Origin of the sequence: Staphylococcus sp. GDY8P131P (assembly GCF_017891975.1) — a bacterium.
Lineage (GTDB): Bacteria > Bacillota > Bacilli > Staphylococcales > Staphylococcaceae > Staphylococcus > Staphylococcus nepalensis.
Genome location: NZ_JAESKF010000010.1, coordinates 64,363 through 86,827, shown reverse-complemented (window position 1 = coordinate 86,827; position 22,465 = coordinate 64,363). Strand labels below are relative to the sequence as shown.

General features: G+C 33.6%; 21 protein-coding genes. 12 read left to right on the top strand and 9 right to left on the bottom strand.

From position 1 onward, the window contains the following. Positions 1-3: 3 nt before the first annotated feature. Together KA894_RS09870 and KA894_RS09865 are read right to left on the bottom strand one after the other, a co-directional pair. Positions 4-579 (bottom strand): TVP38/TMEM64 family protein, encoded by a 576-nt coding sequence (locus KA894_RS09870; RefSeq protein WP_096810504.1) that lies wholly within the window; start codon positions 577-579, stop codon positions 4-6. A gap of 383 nt (positions 580-962) precedes the next feature. Next, entirely contained in the window at positions 963-2,294 is a 1,332-nt protein-coding gene (locus KA894_RS09865; RefSeq protein ID WP_103372898.1) for a glucose-6-phosphate isomerase, read from the bottom strand. A gap of 352 nt (positions 2,295-2,646) precedes the next feature. Here KA894_RS09865 and KA894_RS09860 point away from each other — a divergent pair, with 352 nt between their 5' ends. From KA894_RS09860 to KA894_RS09850, 3 genes are all read left to right on the top strand, one after another. Beyond that, entirely contained in the window at positions 2,647-3,849 is a 1,203-nt protein-coding gene (locus KA894_RS09860) for an argininosuccinate synthase (protein ID WP_096810506.1), read from the top strand. Then, the gene (argH, locus tag KA894_RS09855; RefSeq protein ID WP_096810507.1) at positions 3,842-5,224 is read left to right on the top strand and encodes an argininosuccinate lyase; all 1,383 of its coding nucleotides are present in this window, start codon (positions 3,842-3,844) and stop codon (positions 5,222-5,224) included. The genes KA894_RS09860 and argH overlap by 8 nt, the downstream gene beginning before the upstream one ends. Positions 5,225-5,523: 299 nt before the next feature. After that, positions 5,524-6,498: a glycerophosphodiester phosphodiesterase gene (locus tag KA894_RS09850; protein ID WP_115342328.1), complete on the top strand. Its 975-nt coding sequence runs from the start codon at positions 5,524-5,526 to the stop codon at positions 6,496-6,498. A gap of 79 nt (positions 6,499-6,577) precedes the next feature. Here the strand turns inward: KA894_RS09850 and KA894_RS09845 are convergent, their stop codons facing one another. The 5 genes from KA894_RS09845 to KA894_RS09825 all read right to left on the bottom strand — a co-directional run bounded on the left by KA894_RS09845 (position 6,578) and on the right by KA894_RS09825 (position 12,563). Further along, positions 6,578-7,822, bottom strand: a complete 1,245-nt coding sequence (locus KA894_RS09845) for a Glu/Leu/Phe/Val family dehydrogenase (protein WP_096810509.1) — start codon at positions 7,820-7,822, stop codon at positions 6,578-6,580. A gap of 110 nt (positions 7,823-7,932) precedes the next feature. Next, entirely contained in the window at positions 7,933-9,123 is a 1,191-nt protein-coding gene (locus KA894_RS09840) for an ornithine--oxo-acid transaminase (RefSeq protein WP_096810510.1), read from the bottom strand. Positions 9,124-9,709: 586 nt separating this feature from the next. Then, positions 9,710-10,843 carry an NADH-dependent flavin oxidoreductase gene (locus KA894_RS09835; protein ID WP_096810511.1) on the bottom strand — a complete coding sequence of 378 codons (1,134 nt, stop codon included), beginning with the start codon at positions 10,841-10,843 and terminating at the stop codon, positions 9,710-9,712. A gap of 201 nt (positions 10,844-11,044) precedes the next feature. After that, on the bottom strand, positions 11,045-11,446 hold the full coding sequence (gene ygs / locus KA894_RS09830) for a S1 domain-containing post-transcriptional regulator Ygs (RefSeq protein ID WP_096810512.1): 402 nt from the start codon (positions 11,444-11,446) through the stop codon (positions 11,045-11,047). A 520-nt stretch (positions 11,447-11,966) separates the two neighbouring features. Further along, positions 11,967-12,563, bottom strand: coding sequence for a peptidylprolyl isomerase (locus tag KA894_RS09825; protein ID WP_210133923.1), 597 nt, complete (start codon positions 12,561-12,563; stop codon positions 11,967-11,969). A 67-nt stretch (positions 12,564-12,630) separates the two neighbouring features. Here KA894_RS09825 and kapB point away from each other — a divergent pair, with 67 nt between their 5' ends. From kapB to KA894_RS09780, 9 genes are all read left to right on the top strand, one after another. Beyond that, positions 12,631-13,011, top strand: coding sequence for a sporulation phosphorelay system protein KapB (kapB, locus tag KA894_RS09820; RefSeq protein ID WP_096810514.1), 381 nt, complete (start codon positions 12,631-12,633; stop codon positions 13,009-13,011). A gap of 129 nt (positions 13,012-13,140) precedes the next feature. Next, a complete protein-coding gene (locus KA894_RS09815; protein ID WP_096810515.1) occupies positions 13,141-15,558 on the top strand; it encodes a Na+/H+ antiporter subunit A in 2,418 nt (805 codons plus the stop codon). Beyond that, complete coding sequence (locus KA894_RS09810) at positions 15,539-15,967, top strand: Na(+)/H(+) antiporter subunit B (protein ID WP_096810516.1); 429 nt, start codon at positions 15,539-15,541, stop codon at positions 15,965-15,967. The genes KA894_RS09815 and KA894_RS09810 overlap by 20 nt, the downstream gene beginning before the upstream one ends. Next, positions 15,967-16,314 carry a Na+/H+ antiporter Mnh1 subunit C gene (gene mnhC1 / locus KA894_RS09805; RefSeq protein WP_096810517.1) on the top strand — a complete coding sequence of 116 codons (348 nt, stop codon included), beginning with the start codon at positions 15,967-15,969 and terminating at the stop codon, positions 16,312-16,314. The genes KA894_RS09810 and mnhC1 overlap by 1 nt, the downstream gene beginning before the upstream one ends. Continuing rightward, positions 16,301-17,797: a Na+/H+ antiporter subunit D gene (locus tag KA894_RS09800; protein ID WP_096810518.1), complete on the top strand. Its 1,497-nt coding sequence runs from the start codon at positions 16,301-16,303 to the stop codon at positions 17,795-17,797. The genes mnhC1 and KA894_RS09800 overlap by 14 nt, the downstream gene beginning before the upstream one ends. Before the next feature lies 1 nt (position 17,798). Further along, on the top strand, positions 17,799-18,281 hold the full coding sequence (locus KA894_RS09795) for a Na+/H+ antiporter subunit E (RefSeq protein WP_096810519.1): 483 nt from the start codon (positions 17,799-17,801) through the stop codon (positions 18,279-18,281). Continuing rightward, complete coding sequence (locus tag KA894_RS09790) at positions 18,278-18,571, top strand: Na(+)/H(+) antiporter subunit F1 (protein ID WP_096810520.1); 294 nt, start codon at positions 18,278-18,280, stop codon at positions 18,569-18,571. The genes KA894_RS09795 and KA894_RS09790 overlap by 4 nt, the downstream gene beginning before the upstream one ends. Continuing rightward, positions 18,549-18,905 carry a Na+/H+ antiporter subunit G1 gene (locus tag KA894_RS09785; protein ID WP_096810521.1) on the top strand — a complete coding sequence of 119 codons (357 nt, stop codon included), beginning with the start codon at positions 18,549-18,551 and terminating at the stop codon, positions 18,903-18,905. Before KA894_RS09790 ends, KA894_RS09785 begins: the two co-directional genes overlap by 23 nt. A 544-nt stretch (positions 18,906-19,449) precedes the next feature. Then, the gene (locus KA894_RS09780; protein WP_096810522.1) at positions 19,450-20,598 is read left to right on the top strand and encodes an FAD/NAD(P)-binding protein; all 1,149 of its coding nucleotides are present in this window, start codon (positions 19,450-19,452) and stop codon (positions 20,596-20,598) included. Positions 20,599-20,724: 126 nt separating this feature from the next. Here KA894_RS09780 and KA894_RS09775 read toward each other — a convergent pair whose 3' ends face one another. Together KA894_RS09775 and KA894_RS09770 are read right to left on the bottom strand one after the other, a co-directional pair. Beyond that, positions 20,725-21,108 (bottom strand): PaaI family thioesterase, encoded by a 384-nt coding sequence (locus KA894_RS09775; protein WP_103372646.1) that lies wholly within the window; start codon positions 21,106-21,108, stop codon positions 20,725-20,727. Positions 21,109-21,138: 30 nt separating this feature from the next. Further along, positions 21,139-22,455: a Na+/H+ antiporter family protein gene (locus KA894_RS09770; RefSeq protein ID WP_096810524.1), complete on the bottom strand. Its 1,317-nt coding sequence runs from the start codon at positions 22,453-22,455 to the stop codon at positions 21,139-21,141. Positions 22,456-22,465 lie beyond the last annotated feature (10 nt).

Genomic DNA, 22,465 nt, shown 5'->3' with positions numbered 1-22,465 from the left:
TTGTCACTCCTCTGGAGAATGCATAAAATATCGCTCAAGCTTCCTACCAATAAACCATACAACCACAATTACAATTATAATCAAAATTAATCTTAATGGGTCAGTAAATAGCGTCGTAATATCATTGCCTAACCATCCAATCAAACCAATCATTATTAATTTCGAACTGAACAATACGACAAGATAAACATGCGCTTTAATATGGGACAAACTCACTACCAAATTAACTAAGGCGCTTGGTGTAAATGGGAAACATAGCAAAATAAAAATGGGGATGACCCCTTTTCTATCTATAAAATGTATCAACCGTTGAACAGATGTACGTTGTTGTAATCGTAGCATATATCGTGTATGGGTTAACCTTCTAAAACATATAAATACAAGATAACTTCCTAGAACAGTTCCTAACCACGCTAATAATGTACCCATCCAAAATCCAAACGCATTCACATTGACAATGACAAATACAATAATAGGTAACACTGGTATAAACGCTTCAATAAAAGGCAATAAAAATCCAACAATATATCCTAAACTGCCAAATAAATCAAACCAATATTGTACTTGCTCTTGAGTCATTTCATCAATCCCCACCATTGTTATTCAACGATTATTATAAGTGTATTATAACTATTTTAAAACAATAAAGTACTCATTTCATCAAATATCAGTCTCAAGTACGAAACAAAGCATCCAATTTTACAGCAATGCAAATCAAAAATAACTACTTATACGCATACACACCATCTCTAATTAAATAAAAATGAGCAGAACAGAAATCTAATTTAAAAAATAAGATTCCTTTATCCTGCTCATACGTAGGTTGGTGAAATTCTCCTTTTAATTTAACGCTATTTTCAGGACTAATCGCCTACCAACCATTTAAGTAAGAAACTTGAAATACACGCCCATACAAACTTCTCACTGAATCAAATTGATACATTCAATTTTGCTAAATAAAATTATAAACGTTTTTCTAATGCTTCTTTTTTATCTTCAAATCCTGGCTTACCTAATAAAGCAAACATATTTTGTTTATATGCTTCAACGCCAGGTTGATTAAATGGGTTTACGCCTAATTGATACCCGCTCATTGCACACGCCATTTCAAAGAAGTACACGATATAGCCGAATGTTTCTTCATCCAATTGAGGAATATTAATAACAACATTTGGAACGCCGCCGTCGGTATGAGCTAATAGCGTACCTTCGAATGCTTTTGTATTAACTTCATCAATTGTTTTACCAGCCAAGTAGTTTAAACCATCTAGATTATCACTATCTTCTTCAATAGTAATGCTGTGTTTTGGCTCGTTCACTTTTACTACAGTTTCAAATAAGAAACGACGGCCTTCTTGTACATATTGGCCAAGTGAGTGTAAATCAGTTGTATAATTAGCACTGGATGGATAGATGCCTTTGTAATCTTTACCTTCTGATTCACCAAATAATTGTTTCCACCATTCATTGAAATATTGCATTGAAGGTTCGTAATTAATTAACATTTCTGTATCGTAACCTTTTGCATATAAAATATTACGGATACTAGCATATTGATATGCAATGTTATCTTCTAAGTTTTCAGAAGAAAGTTCTTCTCGTGCTTTAGCAGCACCGCTCATCATAGCTTCAATATCAATACCTGCTACTGCAATTGGTAATAAGCCAACTGCAGTTAATACTGAGTAACGGCCACCGATGTCGTCTGGCACTACAAATGTTTCATAACCTTCATTTGTCGCTAATTGTTTCAACGCACCTTTTTCTTTATCTGTTGTTGCAAAAATACGTTGTTTTGCTTCTTCTTTACCATATTTATTTTCTAAAATTTGTTTAAATAATCTAAATGAAACTGCTGGTTCCGTAGTCGTACCAGATTTTGAAATAACATTAACTGAAAAATCTTTTCCATCTAAATAGTTAATTAATTCTTGTGTATATGTTGAAGATAGATGATTACCTACAAAGACAATTTCAGGGTATTCATCACTATTTCTAAATGCAGGTGTTAGCATTTCAATTGCAGCACGTGCACCTAAATATGAACCACCAATACCAATTACAACAAATACGTCTGAATTTTCTTTAACACGTTTAGAAGCATCTAAAATGCGTGAAAATTCTTCTTTATCATAATTTACAGGCAAGTCAATCCAACCTAAGAAATCACTGCCAGCGCCTGTTCCTTCATGAATCGTTTTATGAATTGATTTAACAATATCTTTTTGTTGCTGTAATTCATGTTCGCCGAAAAATTCTAAAGTTTTACCATAATCTAATTGAATATGAGTCATCTAAATTGCCTCCAGTGTTTTTGATTTCACTAATATTTTACTAAGTTTATTTTTACTATTCAAACAACTAGCCTATAAATCAAATTTTTCTATAAATCATTTACTTTATATTGTTTTAAAATTATAACAATTCCATCAATTGTTATATTCAATATTATATACATTATAAGAAACAAAGGCAAATATTATACCAACGCTATCACAATCATAAAACCAAATTATACATTTTTAGAAATTTCAAGTTTTTGCATATTTATGTATAAAAATGGTTTTATTTTCATTTTTAATCTGCTATACTTACTAATATCAAATTTATAACTAACAAATAAAAATTTTCAATAGAGGTGTAATTATGAAAGAGAAAATCGTATTAGCATATTCCGGCGGATTAGATACAAGTGTGGCAGTAAAATGGTTGATTGATAAAGGTTATGACATTGTCGCTTGTTGTTTAGATGTCGGTGAAGGAAAAGATTTGGATTTAGTTTATCAAAAAGCATTAGACATGGGGGCAGTTGAATGTCATATTATTGATGCTACTGAAGAATTTAGTAATGACTTTGTTTCATATGCAATTAAAGGAAATTTAATGTATGAAGGTACTTACCCACTTGTTTCTGCACTATCAAGACCTTTAATTTCAAAAAAATTAGTAGAAATTGCTAGCAAAACTAACGCTGTAGGTATTGCCCATGGTTGTACTGGTAAAGGCAATGATCAAGTGCGTTTTGAAGTAGCAATTAAAGCTTTAGACCCTGATTTAAAAGTATTTGCTCCGGTAAGAGAATGGGCTTGGAGTCGTGAAGAAGAAATTGATTATGCATTAAAGCATAATATTCCAGTTCCAATCCAACATGACTCTCCATATTCAATCGACCAAAACTTATGGGGAAGAAGTAATGAATGTGGTATTTTGGAAGATCCTTACGCAGCACCACCAAAAGACGCATTTGATTTAACACAAGAAATTGAAGATACGCCAGATGAAGCGGATGAAATTGTATTAACCTTTGAAAAAGGTATTCCAACATCATTTAATGGAGAAACTTATACATTAAGCCAATTAATATTAGAATTAAATAAGCTTGCTGGTAAACATGGTATTGGTAGAATCGATCATGTAGAAAATAGATTAGTGGGTATTAAATCAAGAGAAGTTTATGAAACACCAGCAGCAGAAGTCATTTTAAAAGCACACAAAGCACTTGAAACGATTACTTTAACTAAAGATGTAGCACATTTCAAACCAGTAATTGAAAAGCAATTTTCAGAACAAATATATAATGGTCTTTGGTTCTCACCTTTAACAGATAGCTTAAAAGCATTTGTAGATAGTACACAAGCGTTCGTTTCTGGTGAAGTACGTGTTAAATTATTCAAAGGAAATGCAATTGTAAATGGAAGAAAATCACCACATACATTATATAACGAAAAATTAGCAACTTATACAAAAGAAGATGCATTTAACCAAGCCTCAGCAGTCGGATTCATTGATATCTTTGGTCTACCAACTAAAGTCAATTCTATGTTACATGGTGGTTACTTAAATGAGTAAGAAAGCTTGGGGTGGAAGATTTAGTGAACAACCTGAAGACTGGGTTGATGCGTTTAATGCTTCAGTCCATTTTGATAAAGCACTCATTCAATATGATGTGCAAGGAAGCATTGCTCATGCCACAATGTTAGCCAAACAAAACATTATATCTGATGATGACTGCCATCAAATTATTAATGGCTTAAAAGATATTTTAAAAGATTATGAAGAAGGTAATTTATCACTAGATGTTTCTTTAGAAGATATCCATCTCAATATAGAACATGAATTAATCAAACGTATTGGTGACGCAGGTGGTAGATTGCATACTGGCCGAAGCAGAAATGATCAAGTAGCTACTGATATGCATCTGTATACCAAAGAAGAAGTTACAAAAATTATTGAGTTAATCGACAGTTTTAAACAAACCATTGTCGATATAGCGGAACAACACGTGGATACCATTATGCCTGGTTATACGCACTTACAAAGAGCACAACCTATTTCATTCGCACATCACATCCTCACTTATTATTGGATGTTAAATAGAGACAAATCACGTTTTGAAGATAGCTTAAAACGAATCGATATTTCCCCACTTGGTGCCGCTGCACTAAGTGGAACAACCTATCCCATCGATCGTCATGAAACACAATCTTTATTAAACTTTAGTTCTATTTACGAAAATAGTATGGATGCTGTAAGTGATAGAGACTATATTGTAGAAACGTTGCATAATATTTCACTGACGATGGTTCACCTATCTCGTTTTGCTGAAGAAATTATTTTTTGGTCATCTGCCGAAGCACATTTTATAACCTTATCAGACGCGTTTTCAACTGGCTCTTCCATTATGCCACAAAAGAAAAACCCTGATATGGCTGAATTAATTAGAGGTAAGGTTGGTCGTACGACAGGAAACTTGATGAGTATGCTAATGACGCTCAAAGGTTTACCTCTTGCTTATAACAAAGATATGCAAGAAGATAAAGAAGGACTGTTTGACGCAATTCATACTATCAAAGGCTCTCTTCGCATTTTCGAAGGTATGATAGACACAATGACAGTAAATGTGGAATACTTACAACAAACTGTTTATAATGATTTTTCAAATGCAACTGAGCTTGCTGATTATCTCGTTAATAAAGGTGTGCCCTTCAGAACAGCACATGAAATTGTTGGAAAAATGGTATTATGGGCTATTCAACACAATATTTATTTATTAGACGTGCCATTAAATCAATATCAAGAAGCACACGAAAGCATTGAATCAGATATTTATGATTACTTAAAACCTGAAAATTGCGTAAGCCGTCGTATCAGTTATGGATCAACTGGTCAAGCTTCTGTAAAACATCAGTTATCAGTAATTAAACAGCAGTACAATACAAATTAATACGCCTAAGATAAAGCCTGTAAGTTAATTAAGTGAATTAACTTACAGGCTTTTTTTACAAAATACGTTCTTTATACATTTCATCGCATTTTACTTGAACATGATTCAATATGATTGAAAAATCAAAGTGCCCTTTGTTTTATTGTTTTATTTTATAAAGTTTTTTAAATAATTTAACAAATCGTTATAAAAGTGTTAATTTTATAAATTTTAAATTTTAATATCGTAAATTTCATTCTCATATGTCATTTTATTTTGTACGGTTGATATGTAAATACATACCAAGGAGTGACCTCATTTTGAAAAGCCTAAATAAAGTGATTACAACTAGTATTGCAATTACGTCCCTGTCCCTCATAACAACTACATCGATAATCGAAGCTAGTGGTAGTAATACCAGCAACGCTTCAACTTCAAATCAGACATCTCATAACTCGTATAACTCAAATAACGTACATAATCTGACTGGCGAACAATACACAACAATCGCGCATAGGGGCGCAAGTGGGTATGCCCCAGAACACACCTTTTTCTCGTATGATAAAAGCCACAATGCCATAGGCGCATCCTATATTGAAATCGACTTACAAATGACAAAAGACGGGCACCTAGTAGCGATGCATGATGAAACAGTAGATAGAACCACAAATGGCACTGGAAGAGTTGATGCTTATACGCTCGAAGAATTAAAACAATTAGATGCAGGTAGTAAATTTAATGCTCAAAACCCAAAATACGCTAATTCAAACTATAAAGATGCTAAAATTCCTACATTTAATGAAATATTAGAACGTTATGGCCCAGATGCTAATTATTATATTGAAACCAAATCACCTGATGTTTATCCAGGCATGGAAGAAGCAGTACTGGAAGCACTGGATGCTCACCATTTGCTCAATAAACACTCGCTTAACAATGGTCATGTATTAATACAATCATTTTCAGTTGAAAGTTTAACTAAATTACATCGTTTAAATAGCAATATACCATTAATAAGATTGTTAGATAAAGGTGAATTACCACGTCTATCACAAAAAGATTTCAATCAAATCAGACAATATGCCATTGGTGTAGGTCCTGAATATACAGATTTAACTGAACAAAATGTAAAGAATCTTAAACGCGCCAGCTTATTAGTTCATCCATTTACAGTCAATAACAAAGAGGATATGTATCGTTTAAACCAATATGGTGTTGATGGTGTTTTCACCAATTATCCTGATTTATATAAACAAGTTATACAAGATGATGCACGACAGCACAACAAAGATTAATGCAAACAAAAAAGTAGACGAAGTTCACTTTATTAATAGAACTTCATCTACTTTTTATTTAATTTCAATCATTGATTAATTAAGCCCAACCACGGTAACGTGCAGCTTCAGCAGTACGTTTAATACCAATAATATATGCTGCTAAGCGCATATCTATTTTTCTGTTTTGAGATAATTCGTAAATGGTATCGAAAGCTGTGATTAGTTTCTCACGTAATTTCGTATTCACTTCTTCTTCTGACCAATAATAACCTTGGTTATTTTGAACCCATTCGAAGTAAGAAACTGTAACACCGCCAGCACTTGCTAACACATCAGGTACAAGCAATTTACCACGTTCTGTTAAGATACGTGTACCAGCTGGTGTTGTAGGGCCATTAGCCGCTTCAACAACGATATCTGCTTTAATATCATTTGCATTATCTTCTGTAATTTGGTTAGCGATTGCTGCTGGCACAAGAATATCACAATCAAGTTCAAACAATGCTTTGTTAGAAATTGTGTCATCGAATAAGTTTGTAACTGTACCAAAACTATCTCTTCTATCTAAAAGATAATCTATATCCAAACCATCTGGGTCATGTAGTGCACCATAAGCATCTGAGATACCAACGATTTTCGCACCCATATCGTAAAGGAATTTGGATAAGAAACTTCCCGCATTACCAAAACCTTGAATAACAATACGTGCCCCTTTAAGGTTTAAACCTCTACGTTTAGCTGCTTGTTCAATAGCAATCACAACGCCTAATGCTGTAGAACGATCGCGTCCTTGTGAACCACCTAAAACAATAGGCTTCCCAGTGATAAATCCTGGTGAATTAAATTTATCTAATGAACTATATTCGTCCATCATCCAAGCCATAATTTGTGAGTTAGTAAATACATCTGGTGCTGGGATATCTTTTGTAGGTCCAACAAATTGAGATATCGCACGAACATACCCACGAGATAGACGTTCAACTTCATGAATACTCATTTGTCTTGGATCACAAATGATTCCACCTTTACCGCCACCGTATGGTAAATCCACGATGCCACATTTTAATGTCATCCACATAGATAATGCTTTAACTTCTTCAACATCTACATCGGGATGGAAACGTACCCCACCTTTTGTTGGTCCAACAGCATCATTATGTTGAGCACGATACCCTTTGAATGTTTGGACGGTCCCATCATCCATACGTACAGGGATACGTACTTCAAGGAATCTTAATGGTTCCTTTACTAAGTCATACATACCATCATCAAATCCCAATTTATGCAATGCTTCTTTAATAATTTGTTGCGTAGAAGTAACTAAATTATTATTCTCAGTCATGATTCATTTCGCCTCTTTTTCGTTACTAATGATTTCGCTTTCACGATAATTGTAACATAAGATTTTGCTTTTTAAAGGGTTTTCAAAACTTAAGTTACAGAACATTGATTTTATTTAAAAACACTGTTTACTTTGTCTATTGCAAAGTCTAATTCTTCTTTAGAAATGATCAGCGGCGGTGCAAATCTAATCACGGTATCATGGGTTTCTTTACATAATAAACCTGCTTCTTTTAGCTTCTCGCAGTATGGTCTAGCATTTTCATTTAACTCTATACCAATAAATAATCCGCGACCGCGTACTTCTTTAATAGATGGATGTTCAATTTTTTCTAATTCTGATTTAAAATACTCGCCTAATTCTAATGAACGACCTGCTAAATCTTCATCTACTAAAACGTCTAATGCTGCAATAGATACAGCACAAGCTAAAGGATTCCCCCCAAATGTTGAACCGTGAGAGCCAGGTGTAAATACACCTAATACTTCTTCATCTGCAAGTACAACTGAAATTGGAAACACACCACCACCTAGCGCTTTGCCTAAAATATAAACATCCGGTTTAACGTTATCCCAATCAGTAGCAAATAATTTACCTGAACGTCCAAGTCCTGCTTGAATTTCATCAGCGATAAATAAAACGTTATGTTCATCACATAATGCTCTAATTTCTTTTAAATAGCCTTCAGGCGGTACATTAATACCAGCTTCTCCTTGTATAGGCTCGATTAAAATAGCTGCTGTATTTTCATTGATTGCTTTTTTAACTGCATCTATGTTACCAAATTCAACTTTACGGAAACCGTCTAATAAAGGACCATAACCGCGCTGATATTCTGGTTCAGATGATAATGATACGGGTGCCATTGTACGACCATGGAAGTTACCATTGAATGCTATAATTTCAGCTTTATCTGGTTCAATTTGTTTTACATCATAAGCCCAACGACGTGCAGCTTTCAATGCTGTTTCAACTGCTTCTGCGCCTGTATTCATTGGTAAAGCTTTCTCTTTACCAGCTAACTTACAAATTTTTTCATACCATTCGCCTAAATTATCACTATGGAATGCACGCGATACTAAAGTCACTTTATCTGCTTGATCTTTTAACGCTTGGATAATTTTAGGATGTCTATGCCCTTGGTTTACTGCAGAATAAGCAGATAACATATCCATATATTTATTTCCTTCCGGGTCTTTAACCCATACGCCTTCAGCTTCTGAAATAACAATTGGAAGTGGTACATAATTATGAGCACCATAGTGGTTTGTTAATTCAATGATTTCTTCTGATCTTGACATAATATCTCCCCTTTGTGTGAATTGAAATATAATGATTAATTGGCAATACTTATTCATAGCATAACGTATTTATTAACTTTCGAAAACTATTTTCCGAAAATGCTATAAAATCGTAAATTCAAAACTTACAACTCAAGTTTTAAATGCTATGTTTATAAAACCACTAATATAATGTAAGCCCTTACAATAATATAATGACACATTTCTAACTGTTTGCACAAGTCAATTTCAATAAATTTAACCATTTTCTTAAATTAAATTTATCGCTATCTAATCTAACCCACATTAGCTATTCATATACTATGAATAAAAGCTATATCCTAAACAAAAAAATTTAAAAATGGATTATCAAATCGATACGCGTAAACCTTGTATGGTAAAGCTTAATAAGCATACAAACAGAAATATATATTTTCTAAAATCATTTGCTCATCTTACCAATATCCTATTTGACATATAGTCATCCCTTAACCTTTATTTTTACGATAATGATAAAAAATAGCCATGAAGAAACCTATCATGATAGGTTTCTTCATGGCTTATCGCTAGTGTGTTTTATATGCTTTAGAACATCATTGAACTACTTTTATTTATTGTCAGTTCTTGGTAATGGGTAAAAGCCATTATTAAATTGTTCCCACAAGTTCGGTGGTAAATGATGTTTATCTGCTCTATTAGGGTCAAATTGAGATATAATTTCATCTTCTTTGCCCTCTCTAATTTTACTTACAAAATTATAATCTAATAAAATTTCTCTTCCTAATGCAACAAGTTCTACGCCTGTTGATTCAATCGCTTCAATCGCTTGTTCAGCAGTGAAAATTGACCCGATACCTACCAGCGGCATACGTCCATTAATCCAATCTAAAATTAATTTAATACGCTCTTGTCCTTTATATTGACCTTCACGTGTTTTTGAGTGAATATCCATTAATGATACATGTAAATAATCTAATGGTTTTTCAATTAATTTTTTAATTAATGTTTCCGTTATTTCCATACTTATACCTGGTGATTCAGCTTCTTCAGGAGAAAATCTATAACCAACGATAAAATCTTCATTGCCGTGCGTTTTAGCAGTTTCTGCTACTTCATCCACCACACGTAAAGCAAATTGATAGCGATTTTCTCCCCATTCATCATTACGACGGTTATAATAAGGAGAAACAAATTGATGAATTAAATAGTGATTGGCACCGTGTATTTCAACACCATCAAAGCCTGCTTCAATTACTCTTCGTGTAGCTTCACCAAATGCTTTGATTGTTGTTTCAATTTCATCTTCAGTAATTTCACGCGCATGGTGTTCTTCTTGTTCACCAAAACTTTTTAATGATATAGGGCTTGGTGCCGCAACGTCACCATTAGGCGTTAAATTAGGTAATGATTGCGCGCCACCATGATGAATTTGAACGACTGCTTTTGCACCGTTTTTCTTCATTGCTTTTGCCAATCGTTTTAAACCTTCAAGATTAGAATCATGTGCTACAGAAGGCTGTCCAGGGAAAGCTTTACCTAAATCCGTCACATTACTTGCTGCTGAAATAGCTAAACCAACGTCTTTTGAACGTTGTTCCATATAGACAACTTCTTCATTTGAAATTGTTCCATCATCATTGGATGAAACATGTGTTAAAGGGGCGAGCACAAATCGATTATCTAATGTTACATTATTTGGTAATTTTAATTTTTCAAATAATGGTTGAAATTTTTTATTCATTAAATTAAATCCTCCTAAAATTCAAAAATACTAAAGTGTCGTAATATCATCACTTTAAGTACTTTAATTCTAACTGCCTTAAATTCAAATATAAAACTATATGCTCACGCATATAATTTTATGATTTTTCATATTACGCGTGCAACTCATATAGAACAATTTACTGTTATATAAAAAATACTAACATCTTCAATGAAGATGTTAGTATTTTTTAAAAGATGATCGCTCATCTTTAATCGCGTCTTTGGACTGTTTAATCCAAACCGGTAAGCGTTCTTTAATTGTTTGAAACCCATATTTCTCGGTTTCTTTAATTTCATCTAATACTGATTGTTTTTCTTTTTTACGTTCATAGTTTTTAAAATAGTCATTATCTTTTAAAGAAAGATTTAACTTACCTTCTTCATCAATTGATATTACTTTCGCTTTTACAATTTGTCCTTCCGATAAAAACTTTTTTAAATTGTGGACGTAGTCATCCATAATTTCAGAAATATGGATTAATCCTTCAGTATTGTCAGGGGTTTCTACAAAAGCGCCATACGGTTGAATACCAGTCACACGAACTTTAATATGTTGACCTACTTTATAGTGATTATTCAACGTGATAACCCCTTAATTCGTTTTACTTAACAAGTTCATGATAGCATAAATCCTCTTAAGGTACTAACATTACCTAGAAAAATTTCACGATTTATTTAGAAATAAAGTAAAATAGCCAACGTTAAATGAGAATCGAATGCATTTATGAAAGCTCTTACAGCACATGGGGATGTATTTATTAATTCTTTTATTTTTGACAATAAAATTAAAAAAGTCTGAATGCAGTAAAAACAACAAAAAGTTTCTCTGCATCCAGACTTAATTTCATACTTTATATTATTTATACATTCACAGTCGGGTTCATATTTTTCAAGCAGATGTTATGATTTTATAACCTTCAAAAGCATAACTATAAATTGATTGAAACTGTTTTAACGTTTTGCAACGGTTATAAAACACCCATGATTATATCAACACTATGCCATCTATTATTTGATTTGTATATGATACAACATTGAAACCAACCCATAACTGATATTATTCTATGTTCAAATCATTGCACTTATTGTAATATTTGTTTTTATTTCTCAACCACGTCTATAGAATCGATTGTGATGTCATGCAATGGTTTATCTTGAGGTCCCACTTTAGTAGCTGCGATATCTTCTAATGTTGCTTCTCCATCTATCAATTGACCAAATACTGTATGTTTTTGATCTAACCAAGGCGTACCACCTTTTTCTCCATAAGCTTTGACAATTGTTTCTGGCCATCCACCATCTGCAAGTTGACTTAGCATAGACTCAGGCACTTCTTTCATTTGAACGATAAAGAACTGCGAACCGTTTGTATTCGGGCCTGAGTTAGCCATAGATAAAGCACCATATAAATTGAAGGCTTCTAATGAAAATTCATCTTCAAAAGGACCACCATAAATACTTTCACCGCCCATACCACTAGCAGTTGGATCTCCACCTTGAACCATAAAATCATTGATAACACGGTGGAAAGAAATACCATTATAATAACCATTTTTAGCGTGTGTTACAAAGTTTTCTACTGTTTTGGGTGCAACGTCAGGTAATAGTTTAAAAGTCATATCACCTTTATTTGTATGCATTACTAATTTTATTTCATTTTCATTTACTTCTGAATTTAACTGAGGATAGTTCGTCATTTTTATTCTCCATTTCATGTTAAGATGATATATGTATTCTAACATAAAATGAAGGGAGTATTGAATTATGTTATATCGTTTTGCACACAAAACTGGAAGTTATGGCGTTTCAATCAAAGAAGAAGACGAGAACCAAGTATTAGTTCAAGTTGAACAAGTTATTAAACATCCAAAACAAGGTGATTTACATCATCCAAACGAAACTGAAAATGTATTTTTCCATGAGCGCAAAGCTTTAAGCCAATTTGAAAAACGCTATACATCTAAGTCAAAACTAAGACCATTTAATGTAGAGGAAATGCCTTATATAGCATCCTTGCAACTCGCAATTTCAAATTTGGAAAGTAAATTAAAAGCAGAAAACACAGCCTTTGCTAAAATGTCACTTGAGAATTTAAGCCGTTTAAAGGAAGATTATTCAATCCAATATAAAAAATTTTTTGAATAAAAATACCTTGTTTCTTCTTATTTAAAATAAACTTTAAATATAAGCTCTGCAAGGGTTGGCGTTGTTTTTCAGATTAGTGTTATTCATGTATAATGGCTTTACACTATTTTTTAAAAGGAGGATAAAATAATGAGTTTGATACATATAGCGGTCTTATTACCGTTAATATTTGCACTCATTATTCCATTTGTATATCGCATATATAAGCGAATACATTTAGGATGGTTTGTGTTACCTATCCCCGTCGTCTTATTTATTTATTTTCTTTCAGACATTTCGACTACAATGTCAGGAAATAACGTAGTACATAAAGCAAATTGGATGCCTCACTTTGGCATGAATTTCGATTTATACGTTGATGGATTAGGCTTACTATTCAGTTTATTAATAACTGGTATTGGAAGCTTAATTGTATTATATTCTATTAGTTATTTAAGTCGACAAGAGCAATTAGGTCATTTTTATTGTTACCTATTGCTTTTTATGGGTGCCATGTTAGGCGTTGTATTATCAGATAACATTATTATTTTGTATCTGTTTTGGGAGTTAACTTCTTTTTCTAGTTTTCTACTAATTTCATTTTGGAGAACGAAACAAGCATCTATTTATGGGGCACAAAAATCAATGCTCATCACAGTACTAGGTGGCCTTTCACTGCTTGGTGGACTCATCTTATTATCACTTGCAGGCGGATCTACAAGTATTCAAACGTTAATTGGCAATGCGTCAGAAATACAAACGAGTCCTTTCTTTATACTATCTATGATATTTGTAATTATTGGCGCGATGACAAAATCAGCCCAATTTCCATTCTACGTTTGGTTACCAGATGCTATGGAAGCTCCTACGCCCGTCAGTGCTTACTTACACTCAGCGACAATGGTTAAAGCAGGTCTTTACTTAGTTGCCCGTATGACGCCAATCTTTGCACTTTCTCAAGGCTGGATTTGGACGATTACCGCAGTAGGCTTAATCACGTTATTCTGGGCCTCATTAAACGCAACAAAACAGCAAGATTTAAAAGGCATTCTTGCTTTTTCAACAGTGTCTCAATTAGGTATGATTATGGCAATGTTGGGCATTGGTGCAGTAAGTTACCATTTTGAAGGTGCGGATAGCCAAATTTATGTAGCTGCATTTACGGCTGCTGTGTTTCATCTTATCAACCATGCTACTTTTAAAGGTGCCTTGTTTATGGTAACAGGTGCTATAGATCATAGTACTGGGACGCGTGACGTAAATAAACTTGGTGGTTTAATCACTATTATGCCAATTTCATTCACAATCACGATTATTACATCACTAAGTATGGCAGGCATTCCACCATTTAATGGATTCTTATCAAAAGAAAAATTCCTTGAAAGTATGATTGAAGTTACACATGCTAATATATTCAGTTTAAATAGTATTGGCATACTTATTCCAATTGTAGCTATCCTAGGCAGCGTATTTACTTTTGTCTATTCTGTTAGATTTATCGGACAGATATTCTTAGGTAGTTACAAACCTGATTCATTACCTAAGCCAGCTCATGAAGTTTCAAAATTAATGCTAATATCACCGAGTATTTTAGCAATACTAGTGATTGTTTTTGGTTTCTTCCCTTCAATATTGACAGGATCGATTATTGAACCTGCAGTTAACGCAATAAGTCATACTACAGGAACAACAGCTGAGTTTCATATGTTCCACGGATTTACGCCGGCCTTTTTCTCAACATTAGGCATATATATTGTTGGCATATTATTAATCTTTAGTTTCGGTTATTGGATTAGCTTATTAAAAGCGCAACCTACAAAACTAACAATCAACTATTGGTATAATAAATTAGGCGCAGTTACGCCAAGCTTTTCGAGCCAATTTACAAACACATATGTTACAGGATTTACACGTAATAACTTATTAATGATTTTTGCATCATTAATCATTATCACGCTTGTGACATTACTAGTAACGCCGTTCAGTATCAATTTTAAAGATGTTAGTGAAATAAGACCATTTGAATTAATCATCGTAGTCATTATCATTACGGCTGCTTCTATGATTATATTCGCTCGTTCTCGCTTATTTAGTATTATTATGGCGAGTGCTGTAGGTTATGCAGTAGCTATTTTCTTTATTTTCTTTGGTGCACCAGACTTAGCACTCACACAATTTGTTGTAGAGTCGATTTCTACAGCATTGTTCTTATTATGTTTCTATCATTTACCAAACTTAAACCGACACAATGAAACACCTTCATATAAATGGTTAAACGCAATTATCGCCATAGGTGCTGGCCTTGTGGTTACTGTATTAGGTTTGATCGCCTATGGTAATAGACATTTTGGTTCAATTGGCGAATTCTATAAAGATCATGTATATGATTTGGCACATGGAACAAACATGGTTAACGTTATTCTCGTTGACTTCCGTGGTACCGATACATTATTTGAATCTTCAGTGCTTGGTATTGCCGGATTAGGTGTTTATACAATGATTAAACTTCGTTATAAAAATAAATCAAATGATGAAGGAGGAACTCACATTGAAAAGACAGAAGAATAATTTAATTTTCCAATATTCAGCAATTGTGATTTTCTTCTTAATCGTTATGTTTGGTTTACATCTGTTCTTAACAGGACACTATACACCCGGCGGCGGTTTCGTTGGCGGCTTATTATTGTCCAGTTCACTTGTAATCATTTCTGTCGCATTCGATATTAAGACAATGCGCAAAATATATCCATGGGATTTCAAAAAACTCATTGGTATAGGCTTATTCTTTTGTTTAGCCACACCAATGGCAAGTTGGTTATACAATAAAAACTTCTTTACACATACACCCTTTGAAATTCCATTAGTAATTTTAAAACCAATAGAAATGCATACTGCGACCTTTTTTGATTTAGGTGTTTTGTGTGCTGTCGTTGGTACAATAATGACTATAATATTAGCGATTGGAGAGAATGAGTAATGGAAATAGTGATGATTTTTGTTTGTGGTATTCTCACTGCAATGAGCGTCTACCTCATTCTTTCTAAAAGTTTGATTCGTATCATTATTGGGACTACTTTACAAACACATACAGCCAATTTATTTTTAATAACTATGGGTGGGCTTAAAAAAGGTGAAGTGCCTATTTATGAAAAAGGGATCACTTCATATGTAGACCCCATCCCTCAAGCACTTATATTAACAGCAATAGTCATTTCGTTTTCTGTCACAGCGTTTTTCTTAGTATTAGCTTTTAGAAGTTATAAAGAATTGGGCACAGACAACGTAGAAAGCATGAAAGGAGTGCTAGATGATGATAGAAAGTAACCTTATTATTTCACTACTCGTCATACCAATGTTAACCATTATCGCACTCATATTCATTGGTAAACGCCCGAAAATAAAGCGTTACGTTGCTTTATCAGGTACAGCAATCACATTGATTTTTGCATTTATTAATTTAAAAAATGTATTAAAACACGGGCCAATCAAACTTGAACTCGGTTCTTGGGAGGCTCCTTACAGTATTGTATTTGTACTTGATATATTTAGTGCCCTACTTGTAATCACTAGTTTAATTGTAACAATGTTGATTATTTTATATTCATACCAATCCGTAGGTATTGAACGTGAAACATATTACTACTATTTCGCAATTATGTTTATGCTTACAGGTGTTATAGGGTCATTTATCACAGGCGATATTTTCAACCTTTTCGTATTCTTCGAAGTATTTTTAATGGCATCTTACATATTGCTAGTCATCGGTGGTACGAAGGTACAATTAAGTGAAACAATTAAATATGTACTTGTAAATGTGACATCCTCTGCTTTCTTTGTTATTGCAGTTGCCATGCTTTATTCAGTCGTTGGTACATTGAATTTGGCAGATATTAGTGAAAAATTAAGCCAATTGTCAGCGCAAGATAAAGGGATTATTAGTATCATCTTTATTATGTTCATCTTTGTCTTTGCTACTAAAGCAGGTGTTTTCCCAATGTACATTTGGCTACCGGGCGCGTATTACGCTCCACCAATAGCGATTATTGCATTCTTTGGTGCATTGTTAACAAAGGTCGGTGTATATGCGATTGCAAGAACGGCGAGCCTATTCTTTGGTGAGTCATCAAACTTTTCTCTATACACAATTTTATTTCTAGCATTACTCACAATTATTTTTGGTTGTGTAGGAGCAGTAAGTTATTTCGACACTAAAAAAATCATCATTTACAATATTATGGTTGCCGTAGGTGTCATCTTAGTGGGAATTGCGATGATGAATCAAGCCGGCATGATGGGCGCAATCTATTACACTTTACATGATATGCTCATTAAAGCAGCCCTTTTCTTCTTAATCGGTGTCATGTATAAAATTACAAAAACGCATGATTTACGTCAATATGGTGGCTTAATCAAACATTATCCTGTATTAGGGTGGACATTCTTTATCGCTGCATTAAGCTTAGCAGGTATTCCGCCGTTAAGTGGTTTTTACGGAAAATATTATATTGTTCAAGCCACTTTTGAAAAAGGCTTCTACATTAGTGGTATAATCGTATTATTATCTAGTCTTGTAGTACTTTATTCTGTCATTCGCATTTTCTTAAAAGGTTTCTTTGGAGAACCTGAAGGTTATGAAGTGAATCCTAAACTTCAATATAAAGGGGTGCTTGCAGTAGCGGTCGTTTCAGTTGCTATTTCTGTATTATTCGGATTATCTGCTGATTTCTTACACCCAATTATTAAAGATGCTGCTGAAACTTTCTACAATCCTAGTGTTTATATTGATAGCGTATTGGGGGGAGAATAGTATGGCAATTCAAATATTAGTCAATTTAATGTTATCTGTTTTTTGGCTATTTGTTACTGGCAGTTATACATTTAATAATTTTCTATTAGGTTATCTATTTGCTCTATTGCTAGTATTCCTAATGCGCGGTGTTTTACCCGGCAGATTTTATATTATTACGGTTTATAAAATAATTAAATTGTTTTTCGTATTCTTAATAGAACTAATAAAAGCTAATATCGATGTCATTCGCATCGTTACTAAACCTAAACTTAACAACGAACCTGCCTTCTTTATATATCCCACAGATTTGAAAAAGGATTGGCAGATTGCTTTATTATCAAATTTAATTACACTTACACCCGGAACTATTGTTTTAGGCGTCAGTGATGATCGTACAAAAATATATGTACACAGTATTGATTTCAGTACAAAAGAAGAAGAGATTGAAGGTATTAAATCATCCCTTGAAAAAGTGGTAAGAGAGGTAGGCGAATATGAATGAACTACAATATTATATTAATCGTTGCATTAGTTATCGTTGCATTATCCATGTTAGGTATGCTAGTTCGTGTTATTATCGGACCTTCTCTTGCTGATAGGGTTGTAGCACTCGATGCTATGGGAATACAATTAATGGCGATTGTAGCGCTATTTAGTATTTTCTTAGGTACTAAATATATGATGGTTGCCATTCTATTAATTGGTATTCTAGCATTCTTAGGCACTGCCGTTTTCGCCAAATATATGGATAAAGGTAAGGTGATTGAGCATGATAACAACGATCATCATTAGTATTGCACTTATATTGGTTATACTCGGCTCACTTATTAGCGCACTCGCTGCTATTGGTCTCTTACGTTTAGATGACGTATATTCTAGAGCACATGCTGCTGGTAAAGCTGCTACATTAGGTGCAATGTTATTAATTAGTGGCGTTTTCTTATACTTTATCGGACGCGAAGGATACGTAAATATGCAGTTGCTGATTGGTATACTATTTATTTTAATTACTGGTCCGTTAGCAAGTCATCTTATAATCAAAGCTGCTTATAATTTAAGCACACCTGCTGCTAAAAGAACAAAGCGGGATGATATTCAAGAAGACTTAAAAGACACTAAATTATAACACCGTTAAATAATGCATATATAACAATGAACAATGGAGTTATAACACCTTCATTCGATATACTCCCTCTAAAGAAACACTTAAACAGTGAAAACGTTAGAGGGGGTTATTTTTATGATTTAAAATTAACAGTAATGTTTATACTACCTTACTAACACTTACATAAAAGTGATTCACCTTCACAAAGCGTTACACGAGCTTAAACCCTTGCTAAAGTGCTACTCATCTTCATAAATGAAAAAGTATCGCTTTAACAGTCAGATGCTCCCAATACGATATTCAAAGCTGAAATGTTTTATATACCAAAGCCTCGCCTCACTCCCTAACCACCCTCCATATTAAAACTTCAAGTTTAACTCCAGATGCTTTGTTACAAGCAAATTGGAGCAATAAGCTACTTTTTTCGAAAAACAACACTATCTCATACTGATCTTTTTATTTTCCAGACCGCTCATTTCACATTAGAGCTTTATAAAATATTGATTATTGCTCAATTCAATGATATATTAAATCGTAATAATTTCGTTTTAAAGGAGTTGGAATAATGTCTACTTGGACAATCATCGGCGGCGGTATTCAGGCAGTAACAATTGCTATCAAACTAAAGACTTTAGGCATTAAGACACATGAGTTGAATATTATTGATCCACATCATAGTCTTTGCGAACAGTTTAATCATTATACAAAAAGGATTGAAATGCCCTATTTGCGATCTCCATGTGTACATCATATTCACCCTAACCCTTTTCATTTAAATCAATTCGCTAAATATCATCAATATGTTAATGCTAGCTATGGTTCATACAAACGCCCCAACAGAAATTTATTTATGGACCATATTCATAGTCTTTTACACGAATTTGAACTGAATCAGAGTCACACGGTTGCTTTTGCTAATCAAATTATACTCAAAGAAAAACAATGGTGCGTTAGGCTTTCAAATCAACAATTTCTAAAGTCGGATTATGTTGTTATCGCTAATGGTTGTAATCATGAGCCATACATACCGTCCACATTTAAAAATGCACCTGACGTCTCCCATATATTTGATTCAGAGATAGATATCGATAAAATCGTTTCTCATGTAGTTGGCAGTGGTATTTCAGCGGCACATTTAACTTTAAAATTATTAAAAAAACAGGCACATTCAATCATTCATCTTTGGACAAATAAACCTCTTGATGTGCATGATTTTGATGCAGATGCTGGTTGGCTAGGCCCTAAAAAAATGACGCCTTTCAATAATATTGTTGATCCTAAAACCAAATTAGCAATTATAAAAGAGGAAAGACATCAAGGTTCTATGCCTAAGGAGTTGTATCTAAGGCTTAAAAAATATGTTAAACAAGGCCGGTTAATGATTCATATAAATGAATTAAAAGAAATTCATCGCCATCATATTTATACAGACCATCATTCCATATATTACGACCACATCTTTTTAGCTACCGGGTTTAAAGATACAATCATGCAACAACCAATAATTAAGCAGTTAGTTCAACTATATAACGCACCAGTCTCAAATGCAGGCTTACCTTCCATCACTACCAATTTAGAATGGTTGCCCAATTTATTTGTGGCAGGTGGTTTAGCTGACTTACAACTTGGGCCTTTTGCAAGGAATATCATGGGTGGGCGTGAAGCTGCCAACCGCATTGGCGCCTTATTATTATTAAAAGAAAAAATAAGATAATCAATTAAAAAAACAGGCACATGAAACGCAAATAGTTAATTTGGTTTCATATGCCTGTCTATTATAGTTATTTTTTCAAATACATGTTAGCGTAATTCTATAAATCGTCAATTAATTTATACTTCGTTATTTATTGCGTTTACGTGGCTTAATCGCAATCGTGCCTCTCATGACACAAATCAATCTATCTGTATCATCTTTAATATCTATATTCCATACTTGCGTTGTACTGCCCTCATGTATAATTGTAGCTGTCGCAAATATTGTGCCTTTAGTAGTGGAACCTATGTGATTCGCATTCATTTCTAAACCTAACGGGATATAGTGGTCCGTATCAATGATATCGGCTGCTCCCATCGAACATGCGGTCTCACCAAGCGCTAAACTTGCGCCGCCATGCAGGAAGCCGAATGGTTGCTTCACTTCATCTGTTACTGGCATAGACATAACCATAAGCCCGTGTTCTTGTCGTTCTACTTTTATTTTCATTACATCAAGCATGTTTGTCACTCAAGACACCTCATTTTCATATTATTAAGTTTATAATATCATAGCTGCAATCGTGCCAAAAATAATTAATGGAATGTTATAAAACACAAAGTTGGGGATACAAGTATCACGAATGTGATCATGTTGTCCATCAACATCTAAACCTGCTGTTGGCCCTAATGTAGAGTCACTTGCTGGAGAACCTGAGTCCCCTAAAGCACTTGCCGTACCTATTAAAGCGATTAATGCCATGGTACTTAAACCTAAAGATTCACCTAACGGTACAAATAACGTAGCAATAATTGGAATTGTAGCAAATGAAGAACCTATACCTAGGGTTACAACTAATCCAATAATATACATTACAATAATGCTAATTAATTTATTATCTCCAATCACCCCGCTTATACTATCAACCAGCTTGCCTATATCCCCTGTTTCATTCATCACACCTGCGAAACCATTTGCAGATAAAATGACTACACCAATAAATGACATAATTTTAATGCCATCTACAAATTTTTCATCTAATTCAGTCCATTTGTAAGCGCGTGAAGCAAAGAAAACAAGTACGCCAGCTAATGCACCAAAAATCATTGAATCCGTAAACATTTGTACTAAAAATGTAGCAATGATAGAAATGATAGTTACGCCTAATATATAGGGTTTAATTTCAATTTGGCTCATATCTTTAATATCTTTATGTTCTGCATATTGTCTTGGTTTTCTATAATAATAAATACCAGCTATCAAGCCAACAATATAGCCTAACGATGGAATTAACATAGCTTTCCAAATCATCCCCATCTCAATTGGGTGATTCGCTTTAGAAAACCCACTTTGGATGATTTGATGGAAAATTTGACCGAAACCATACGGTAGTAATACATAAGGCCAACATAAACCGAAACCGATGATAATTGCTATCTGTCTTCTATCTATATTAAGTTCGTTGAACAAACTTATTAATGGAGGGATTACAATTGGAATAAATGCAATATGTACAGGTATTAAGTTTTGGCTCATGATACTCATGATGAGTAATGCGCCCATAATAATAATTTTAACTTTAATACGTGACATTTTATTATTTTCTGCATGAATCGCGTTGATAATCTTATTCACTAAATAGTCTGTAATACCGCTATAAGAAATCAAAGCAGCGAATCCACCTAATAGCGCATAACTCAATGCCACTTCGGCGCCATCGACAATATTTTCACCGAATACAGATACAATATCAGTGATACTCATACCTGCAATCAAACCGCCTACTAAAGCACTGATAAATAAACTTATAACTACATTTAATCTGCATAAACATAGTACAATCATCAGTATAACTGCTATAACAACTGCATTTATCACAAAAGCACAT